At 49.9% G+C, this 10,350-nt stretch carries 8 protein-coding genes; 6 read left to right on the forward strand and 2 right to left on the reverse strand.

The window, feature by feature from the left end:
• Positions 1 to 10 precede the first annotated feature (10 nt).
• Positions 11 to 469 (forward strand): tryptophan-rich sensory protein, encoded by a 459-nt coding sequence (locus tag GC178_09695; protein ID MBI1287840.1) that lies wholly within the window; start codon positions 11 to 13, stop codon positions 467 to 469.
• On the opposite strand, the gene GC178_09700 is transcribed toward GC178_09695, so the two are convergent.
• Positions 466 to 1,731, reverse strand: a complete 1,266-nt coding sequence (locus GC178_09700) for an MFS transporter (GenBank protein ID MBI1287841.1) — start codon at positions 1,729 to 1,731, stop codon at positions 466 to 468. The two genes, GC178_09695 and GC178_09700, sit on opposite strands and share 4 nt — an antisense overlap.
• A gap of 116 nt (positions 1,732 to 1,847) precedes the next feature.
• Between GC178_09700 and GC178_09705 the strand changes: the two genes are divergently transcribed.
• The 4 genes from GC178_09705 to GC178_09720 are packed head-to-tail and all read left to right on the forward strand — an operon-like array spanning position 1,848 to position 7,984.
• Positions 1,848 to 2,324 carry a MarR family transcriptional regulator gene (locus tag GC178_09705; GenBank protein MBI1287842.1) on the forward strand — a complete coding sequence of 159 codons (477 nt, stop codon included), beginning with the start codon at positions 1,848 to 1,850 and terminating at the stop codon, positions 2,322 to 2,324.
• Positions 2,325 to 2,326: 2 nt separating this feature from the next.
• Entirely contained in the window at positions 2,327 to 3,439 is a 1,113-nt protein-coding gene (locus GC178_09710) for an HlyD family efflux transporter periplasmic adaptor subunit (protein MBI1287843.1), read from the forward strand.
• 45 nt (positions 3,440 to 3,484) lie between these two features.
• Positions 3,485 to 6,637, forward strand: a complete 3,153-nt coding sequence (locus GC178_09715; GenBank protein ID MBI1287844.1) for an MMPL family transporter — start codon at positions 3,485 to 3,487, stop codon at positions 6,635 to 6,637.
• A 3-nt stretch (positions 6,638 to 6,640) separates the two neighbouring features.
• Positions 6,641 to 7,984 (forward strand): TolC family protein, encoded by a 1,344-nt coding sequence (locus GC178_09720; GenBank protein MBI1287845.1) that lies wholly within the window; start codon positions 6,641 to 6,643, stop codon positions 7,982 to 7,984.
• Positions 7,985 to 8,073: 89 nt separating this feature from the next.
• Here the strand turns inward: GC178_09720 and GC178_09725 are convergent, their stop codons facing one another.
• Positions 8,074 to 9,729 carry a hypothetical protein gene (locus GC178_09725; GenBank protein ID MBI1287846.1) on the reverse strand — a complete coding sequence of 552 codons (1,656 nt, stop codon included), beginning with the start codon at positions 9,727 to 9,729 and terminating at the stop codon, positions 8,074 to 8,076.
• 367 nt (positions 9,730 to 10,096) lie between these two features.
• Here GC178_09725 and GC178_09730 point away from each other — a divergent pair.
• Positions 10,097 to 10,350 (forward strand): hypothetical protein (locus GC178_09730; protein MBI1287847.1); only part of this gene is annotated, 254 nt, incomplete at its 3' end.

The raw sequence follows: 10,350 nt of genomic DNA on the forward strand, positions 1-10,350 counted from the left end.
TTAAGCACAGATGATACGGAGGGTCATTTTATTTCTGGTACTGAATTTCGGAGCGCTGCTTCTCGGAGGTCTCCTGATGAACGGTGAGGTGACCGGAGATTGGTATCTCTCCTTGAACAAGGCTCCTTGGACTCCACCGGGATGGGTTTTCGGTGCTGCTTGGACCACCATCATGCTCTGTTTCACCATTTACATGACGCTTGCTTGGGAACATGTTAAGAACAAGCGGAACCTCCTGATTCTCTTCGGGATTCAATGGGTGCTCAACGTATTTTGGAACCCCGTGTTCTTTGCACTTCATTATGTTGCACCAGGGCTTGTCATCATAATGAGTTTAACGCTACTTGTCGGCTATTTTCTCATTGGTTACTTGCAAGAGCTCTCATGGAAAGTGCTTTTCGTAGTTCCCTACTTTGCGTGGCTGCTGGTGGCCACTTCGCTCAATGCCTACATTCTCCTGTACAATTAGGACTCCTTTTCGGAATCCAGCAGTTCGTTGAAATCCAAGTTGCGGAGACTTGGAATAAGTACGCCCGTTCCAATAACCGTTAGTAGTGTGATGGTTCCTCCGAGAACAACGGCATTCACCGTTCCGAACAATCGTGCGGTAAGCCCACTCTCAAACGCACCGAGTTCATTGCTCGAACCAACAAACATGGAGTTGACCGAAGCCACACGGCCGCGCATGTGATCGGGCGTGTAGAGTTGCAGTATGGTCTGCCGCACCACCACACTTACTCCATCCGTAACGCCACTTAGGAAGAGTGCCAACAGAGAGACCCAATAAATCTCCGACAGTCCGAAGACGATGATGCACGCCCCGAAACCGAAAATAGCCGCCAATAGCTTCTTTCCTGCGTTTCTGTTGAGCGGAAAATACGCCACCACCAACATGATGAGAAATGAGCCGACCGCTGGCGCGGCCCTCAAAAAACCGAAACCGACCGAACCAACTTTCAGAATATCCTGCGCAAAGACGGGAAGCAGCGCCACAGCTCCACCAAACAGTACGGCAAACATATCGAGCGTGATGGCGCCCAGAATCTCCTTGGTGCGGAAAACGAAGCGGATCCCCTCTTTCAAACTATGTCCTACAGGTTCTTTGCTGTCCTTGTTCTTCACATCCTGAGGCGGAATCCGTAGCAGCAAGAGCAAAGAAATGAGCACAATTCCTACAATGATGAGCATGGACCAATGCACCCCCATGAAACCGATGGCAAGCCCACCGATGGCGGGTCCAGCAACCGCTCCGGATTGCCATGCCATGCTACTCCATGTGGCTCCATTCGGGTAAACCTCTTTCGGAACAAGCAATGAGAAAAGTGAGAAAATGGTAGGCCCGATGAACGAACGGACAAAGCCACCCAAGAACACAAGTCCGTAAATGCCCCAGATCAACGTCTGTGTTTGAAAATGCTCCGCGAACCAAGGCCATGTAAGGAGGAAGAGTCCAGAACTGATACTCAGAAATGCCAGCAATCCTTTGACCAACAAATTGCGTTTTTCTGAGCGGTCCACAATATGACCGGCATACAGGGCAAGTGACATGGCGGGCATTACTTCCATCAACCCGATGAAACCGAGCGAAAGCGGATCTTTCGTCAACCGATAGACCTCCCACTCTACCACAACGAACTGCATCGCCCACGCCAGAACCAGTCCGAAACGCAACGCCATGAAAATTCGGAACTGCGGAAATCGAAGGGCTGCGTACGGGTCTTTCTTACTCATTTTATTGCTGCGAAGGTATGCAACCACCTGTGCAAAAAGCGGGTCGGACGAACAATTTCAATGTTTTAACATTTAATTAGTTGCATATTCAACTATTAGACTACTTTTGCCCCGAAATGTCAGATTCAAAAATACCTCTTCTGCTTGACCAGACCATTGTTCCATGGGTGGGCAAGACCATGAAAAGCATGGACCATTTCATTTCCTCCAAACTGAGCGAAGTGGGTATAAATCTTACCCGTCAGCAGTTGGTACTGATGAAGGTGTTGCGAAGAGACGGGCCGCTTCCTCAGAACGACCTGGCTTTCCTCACAGAACGCGACAAGACAAGTCTGACAAGGCTTTTGAGCGGAATGGAGAAGAAAAATCTGGTTGCCAGAATAGCTTCTTCAGAAGACAAAAGGGTCAATCTGGTACACCTCACAAAAAATGGTGAAAAGGTTTTGAACGAAATTGCACCTAAGGTGTTGTCAATCATTCAAGAGATTCAAGAAGGGGTGTCTGAAGAAGATAGGGAAGCTGTGATACGCGTAATGAAACAGATTCAAGAGAACATAGGAAAACACGTAAATAGTTGCAGCAGCAACAAATAGAAATGGTAAGAAAAATCATCATCACACTTGTAACCGTTCTCATCCTTGTTGGGGGCTTTGCCCTCTCGGGAAAACTGGCCGACAGTAAAAAGCCACCTGAGAAGAAAAAAGAGAAGCACATCACCACCGTTTTTACTACTACGGTTGCAAACGGTGATGTGCCCATTCGTCTGACGGCAACTGGAAAACTGACTGCCAAGAACCGCATTGAACTGTATGCTGAAGTGCAGGGCATTATGCTCGATTCGGATGGCAATTTCAAAGCAGGCGAACGCTTTGACAAAGGCGCGCGCTTGGTGCAGATAGACGGTGAGGTTTTCCGCGCCAGCCTCAAAGCACAGAAAAGCAGCCTGCAGAACCTGATAACAGCGGCCTTGGCCGATCTGAAACTCGATTATCCGAACAGCTTTGCAAAATGGGAGGCGTACTCACGCAATTTCAATGTGAACAAGCCTGTGGTCGAACTGCCCGAACCTGCCGATGACAAGGAGCGCATGTTCATCACGGGCCGCAACATCTACTCCACCTACTATAATGTGAAGAATGCGGAACTGACCTTGGCCAAATACGACATCTATGCACCGTACGATGGTGTACTGACGGAAGCGCTCGTCAACACGGGAACATTGATCCGTCCGGGTCAGAAGCTTGGCTCCTTCATCGACCCAAGTGTCTATGAGATGGAAACGCCCGTGCCTGTTTCGATGCTGGAGTTCATGAAAGTGGGCGAAAGTGTAAAGCTGACCAGCACACACTCCACCGAAAAGTGGAAAGGACGCGTGTCCCGCATCAATAGCATGGTAAATGCCGGAACGCAAACGGTGAACATTTACATTGAAGTGAGCGGAAACGGGCTTGAGGAAGGCATGTTCTTAGAAGCGCAGATAGACGCCACTCACATTCAGAATGCATTTGAGATAGACAGAAGTGTGCTGTTCGATGACGGGCAAGTGTATGTGGCCAACGATTCGCTATTGGTGCAGAAGGAGGTACAGCCACAGTACTACAACGAGAAGACCGTGGTCGTTTCCGGTCTGGCCGATGGTGACCAAGTGCTGACCAAGATGCCTCCGGGAGCTTATCCGGGCATGCGCATCACCATTTTTGGCAACTAAGGCAACGGTACACTTTGAACAATTAACTCTGAACCATCTCCCGTTTTGAAAGGAATCATCTCCCACTTCATCAAGTATCCGGTTGCGGTGAACGTGACCATACTCATGTTCGCATTTCTCGGTATCGCAGGCCTGCTGTCACTGAAGTCGAGTTTCTTCCCGCTGCAGGACTCCAAGGTGGTCACCATCACCATCGCCTACCCAGGCGCCTCACCTCAGGAGATGGAGGAAGGCGTGGTGCTAAAAATTGAGGACAACTTGCGCGGACTGGTAGGCATTGACCGTTTCACATCCGCATCTTCAGAAAACACGGCAGTCATTACCGTGGAGGCCGAAAAAGGCTACGACATTGATGTGCTGCTGGCCGATGTGAAGAATGCTGTGGACAAGGTTCCCTCCTTCCCAAGCGAGATGGAGCCGCCCGTAGTGGCCAAGCAGGAAAACCTGAACAAGGCGATCGAATTTGTTGTAACGGGAGAGAACATCACCCTCAAGACCCTGAAATCCATTGCACGCGAAGTGGAGACCGATCTGCGCAACATTGACGGCATCTCGCAGCTTACGCTTACGGGTTTCCCCGATGAGGAACTGGTGGTATCAGTAGATGAGGACAAGTTGCGGGCGTATGAACTCACCTTCTCAGAAGTGTCGATGGCGGTGGCGAGCAATAACCTGCTGGTAACGGGAGGCTCCATCAAAACTGAGGCGGAAGATTACCTGATACGCGTGAACGCCCGTTCGTACTATGCCAATGAGCTGGACAACATCATTCTGAAGACAGATGCATCCGGGGCCATTATCCGACTGATGGACGTGGCGCATGTACAGGATACGTGGTCGGAGACACCCGACAGGATCTATTACGATGGACAACCCGCCATACAGGTGGAACTGAACACCACGAACAATGAAGACCTTGTGCTTGGCGCCAATAAGGTAATCGAGTACTGCGATGAGTTCAATGAGCTACACGATAATGTGCAACTGAACGTGACCAGTAACCGTTCGGAGATCATCATCCAGCGTACGGAACTGTTACTGAAGAACGGTGCAGGTGGTCTCCTTTTGGTCGTTTTCTTCCTGTCTTTGTTCCTACGTCCGCGGTTGGCCGCCTGGGTAGCGTTCGGCATTCCCATGTCGTTCCTTGGCATGTTTATGCTTGCCACGTATTTCCACATCACCATCAATGTACTCTCACTCTTCGGGATGATCATTGTACTGGGTATTCTGGTGGATGACGGTATTGTGATCGCGGAGAACATATACCACCACCACGAACTGGGAAAAGACCGCATACGCGCGGCCATTGATGGTACGATGGAAGTGCTTCCGGCCATTGTTTCGGCCATCCTTACCACGCTCGTGGCCTTCTCAACCTTCTTCTTTCTGGACGGCAGGATCGGAGAATTCTTCGGGGAAGTTTCGACCGTGGTCATTCTTACGTTGAGCTTCTCGATGGTAGAGGCTATCATCATCCTTCCGGCACACGTGGCGCATTCCAAAGCACTTTCGCCCGATCAGAAAACTTACTGGTTCAATGCACAGGCCGAACGTGCCATGGACCTGATGCGCGACAAGACCTACATGCCGGTGCTGCGATTTTTTATGCGGTACAAACCCATCGGTTTTGCTATTATGATCGCGCTGTTCGCCATCACCATCGGGGCGTTCAAGGGCGGAATCATCAAAGGCACCTTCTTCCCTGTCATCACTTCCGATCAGGTGAACGTGACCGTAAAAATGCCACAGGGAACGAATCCCGACATCACCGATTCGGTACTGACCGTGATCGAGAATGTGGCGTGGGACATCAATGAGGAATACACCGCCAAACAGACGGGCAACAAACAGGTGGTGGAGAACGTGATCAAGCGCATCGGTCCTGGAACAGCCAACGGCTCTGTGAAAGTGAACCTGCTGCCTGGTGAGGAACGCGACTTCGCCTCTTCGGATATTGCAAGTGCCATTGCGCAGAAGGCGGGGCAATTCCCGTTGGCGGAATCAGTGATATTCGATGCGGGAAGCAGTTTTGGAGGTAAGCCCGTTTCGGTATCGTTGCTCAGCTATAACATTAGCGAACTGAAAGCGGCCAAGGCGGAACTGAAAGAACGACTTGCCGAAAACACCCTGCTGCGCGACATCAGCGACAATGACCCCGCAGGTATCAAAGAGATCCGCTTAGAACTGAAAGACAAGGCGTATGTGATGGGCTTTTCACTGAACGATGTGATCGCGCAGGTACGTGCTGGTTTCAACGGATTGCAGGTACAGCGTTTCCAACGCGGACAGGATGAGGTGATCGTGTGGGTGCGCTATGGACGCGAAGGCCGCTCTTCCATCAAAGACCTTGACGACATGCGCATTGTGTCGAAATCGGGAGAGCGCGTGCCGCTGAGCGAAATTGCCGATTACTCCATCGAACGTGGCGAGATCAGCATCAATCACTTGGACGGAAAACGCGAGATAAAAGTGGAGGCCGACCTCAAGAATCCGAAGGAAAGTGCCACGGCCGTACTGGAGGATATCCAACAGACCGTGATGCCTGAACTGAAAGCCAAATACCCGACCGTTTCTGCACTCTACGAAGGCCAGAACCGCGAAGCGAGCAAGGTGACGGGCTCTGCAGGAAAGGTCTTCCCCGTCATCATCTTCATGATCTACGTGATCATTGCATTCACCTTCCGAAGCTATGCGCAGCCGTTGCTGCTCATCTTGATGGTGCCGTTCAGTCTTATCGGTGTGGCATGGGGTCATTACATCCACGGTTTTCCTGTGAACGTGCTTTCCTTCCTCGGCATCATTGCCCTTATCGGCATCATGGTAAATGATGGGCTGGTGCTCATCAGCAAGCTGAATGCGGCCCTCAAGGAAGGCATGTCATTTGACGAGGCCGTGCTGGATGCTGGGCGTTCGCGTTTCCGTGCCATCTTCCTTACCTCGGTAACCACTGTAGCAGGTCTGGCACCGCTCATTCTCGAAAAAAGCCGCCAAGCGCAGTTCCTAATTCCCATGGCTATTTCGGTGGCGTACGGCATTGCCATTGCCACGGTACTTACACTCATCATGCTGCCTATGCTGCTATCGGTCACCAACTCGGCCAAGGTCTATTTGTCCTGGCTGTGGGAAGGAGAAAAGCCCACTAAGGAAGATGTTGAACCCGCCATTCAGGAAATGGAATCGGAGAAGTATGACCTCTAAAACATGACAAAGACCTTGAACATTGAACTTGGAATCTTGAACAAACGTTTGGCCGTGGTGTGGATGTTTCTGACCATGTTCACATCGGGCTTATTCGCCCAAGAGCTGCTTACACGCGATGATGCCATGAAGTTGGCCTTGGAGCACAACTACGACATTCAGGTGGCGCAGAAAAGCGTGGAAACGGCAGAGAACAACGCCAGCATTTACAACAGCGGCTTTCTGCCCACGGCCTCCGCATCGGGTGGCGGAACGGTGACCTACAACGCGGGTACCAACCAGACCGTGCAGGGCGACCGTACCTACAAGCCCACCGATGCTTACAGCTACAATGCTTCTGCGGGTGTCAATTATGTCATCTTCAACGGATTGGGGCGTATGTACAACTACAGACAAATGAAGGAGAAGCACCACCTTACCGATCTACAGGCGCAGCAGATCATTGAGAACACCATGCTGCAACTCTCCAGCTCCTATTTCGACATTGCGCAGTTGAGCGAGAATGTGCGTATCCTCAAAAGTGCATTGGAAGTTTCGCGCAAGCGGATGGAACGTGCCCGCTACAACCTCGAATACGGACAGGGTACCCAGCTCGACATCCTCAACTCGGAGGTGGACGTGAACAACGACAGCATCAACCTGCTTAATAGCATGCAGCAATTGGAGAATGCCAAACGCAACCTCAATCTCATCATGGGTCGCGCGCTGGAAACGGATTTTTCCGTAGATACCAACGTGGTCTTTGCCATGGCACTGACCAAGGAGGAACTGACGGCCAAGGCGCTGGAGCGCAACGTGCAGATAGAGCAGACCAAGAGCCAACTGAAGAACAGCGAATATGCCATCAAGGCCAGTCGCGCAGGGTGGTTTCCTTCCCTATCGGCCAATGCGGCCTACGCCTATCAGGGTTCCAAGAACCCGAACGGGGCGTTTTTGACGGGAAGCACCACGTACGGTCCGCAGGCTGGGCTGAGCCTGAGCTGGAACATCTTTGACGGTGGTACCACCAAGACCAAGATGCAGAACGCCAAGATCGCGTTGGAAACGCAGAAGATACAGCAGGAACAGACCGCCACAACGGTGCAGCTGAATGTGCTTAACGCCTACTCCACCTACCAGAATGCGCTGTTTGTAATGGAGGCGCAGCAGGCCAATCTGGCCACTACGCAGCGTAACTTCGACCGCAGCAACGAGATGTACCAGCAGGGACAGATCAGCTCTATCGATTTCCGTACTGCGCAGGTGAACATGCTGAACGCCCAGAACAGCTACAGTCAAGCCAAGTACAACGCCAAGAATGCCGAACTGCTGGTAAAGCAACTGGCGGGTATTCTACTGGCGGATTGAGGTTTGTTTTTTGAACAGGAAAAATCATGATGATTTTCACCCACCAATTTTTCCCTAAACAGGCATATTTCTTTTGCTGACCTCACCTGTTATTCCTCCTTCAATAGTTCCAAGGCTTTTTCCAGAATCTCATCTCTACCATCTCGGATTCCTTTTGGCGTGGGATTGACGACAACATCAGGCACAATACCTATGCGCTGGGTCTCTCGACCATCGGGATAGTACACGCCCAATCCTGTAAAGTAGGCTCTGTAATTGCCTGGGAAATTCACCCAAGAGACATTGCCATCCGCTCCTGCGGTCTGACTTCCGACACCGACCACACTCGGTGCAGTTTGCAAAGCCATGAGCGTAAACTCTCCATGGCTCTGCGTTTCCTCATTGAAAAGCAAAATGACCTTTCCCTTGTATGGATGTTTATTATGATGTCCAGTTAGATCAGACTTTGTATAGCGAAATGCGCCTGGATATTTCAAATTTGGAATTGTGAAGAAGGCAAACGGCAACCGCTCCGTATTCAAATGCCGAGAAATTCCGCTCATTGTACCCATCGGATAATTTCTCACATCAATCACCAAAGCTTTGGTATCCTTTAGCTTACGGAACACATGATTCACCTGCCAGAATTTGAGTTTGCCAAGATTCATATACCCAATGTTCCCTTCAAGCACATTATAGAGATCGCCTTTACTTTCGTCCTCCTTTCGCCAGTCATAATGAAGATCATTATAGAAATACCTGGCCACCCTTTTTCGTATTTGGACACCTTCCCGTTCAATGATGACTTCAACAGAATCGGTATTGCCATCAAGTAGATCATACATCTCTCGCAGTACTATCGCATGGTTTGAAGCAGCCACATAACGACTCCTTGCGAGAATAAGATCAGCAATAGGCTTCCCATCCCAATCGGTTATCTCGTCTCCCAATTGAATGCCATTCAATTGAGTCAGGGAATCATTATAAACTCCATTGACCACAACCCTGTCATCATACACTTTATAGGTAAATGGTGGAGTTTGATAACCAATGTATTTGCTCGCGTATGGCGTATCAAAAAATGCATGGCTATCATTTATGCGACCAGTTAGTTCCCATAAGGCTAAATGATAGTCCATCACATTAGCCGCATCGCGGAACTTAGGAATCATATAGGTCAAGGTGCTATCCCATGGCACATCCATCAGATACTTGTAGGGATAGAAATAGTTGATGACATTCCAGTACCGGACAAGAGACAACAACCGCATCGCCTTAATGGGATAAACCGAGTCCTTGTAAGGTTTTTCCCTACGGTAAGATGTGTTTCCGATAAGAGGCGTCTTGCTCACATATCGATTCCTTCCTTGGTTTCGGTTATCACGTATATGGGTCAGAACCTGAATCAGGTCGTTGGAAAAAAGTGCTGTATCTGTTATCCAGTCAATATCAAGATTCCGTTTGCAACTATCTGGAAGGTCATTCACACACTTGCGGCAATCCTTCACAGTTCCAAGGCTTCCTATCCATTCAGAATAGAATGCGCTCACTTCAGCCTTGTCTTGAAGTTTAGCGACCTGTTCTACCCGGTCCATGAACTCACGGTCCCAATCGAACTTACCGTGGGCAACCGCAGGATGATAATACTTGAGAAATCCCCACACCTTACAGAAGGTGGCTATCTGCTCCGTACTGCGGTTCGCAGCACTTACGGTCTCTAACTGAAGTCCAATCAGAACGAACGACAAAATGAGTAGCTTACGCATAGCCTAAAAGTAATTACTGAGGATAAAATTTTTAAGGCAATGATACCTGCAAAACAAACACAACTCGTACAAGAATACGGGGCATGGTCACACAGCAGCTTGATGAGCTCAAGGCCATATTGGAGGAGGACGCACGTTTGAAGCGGATGAAGATTGAGTATGGCCTTGATCACGAACTGTTGAAAAAGCCGCTTGAAAAAGTCGAGGCGCAGGATGGTACATAGTATCTGTTCGATGAATCCTTGGTCATGATCATACGAGCCTGTAGCGTGGTATCGCTTCACCGAAGCATGTGGTATTACAACAGTAGGTTGGATGACCTGACGGTGGAGCAGTGGTCGGAATGCTTTTCAACACATTACACTCTGTGAAAAGATGGCTATCACGGCCACATAGGGAGCGAGGAGCTGGTATGGAACTGGAAAAGGGTGGTCAAGTATATACGGAAAGATGGAGTTTACAAGAAGAAGGAATTACAAGGGAAGGTCGCTATTATACCGACACCTGCGGACAGGGACGAGGAGCGGCCATCATAGACGTTTCTCTCGGAACACCTCCTTATTCGTATCTGTGGAAACCGGATAGCATCACTACGGCCATTCATTACAACCTTCCAGCAGA

The sequence above is a fragment of the Flavobacteriales bacterium genome, assembly GCA_016124845.1.
Classification (GTDB): domain Bacteria; phylum Bacteroidota; class Bacteroidia; order UBA10329; family UBA10329; genus UBA10329.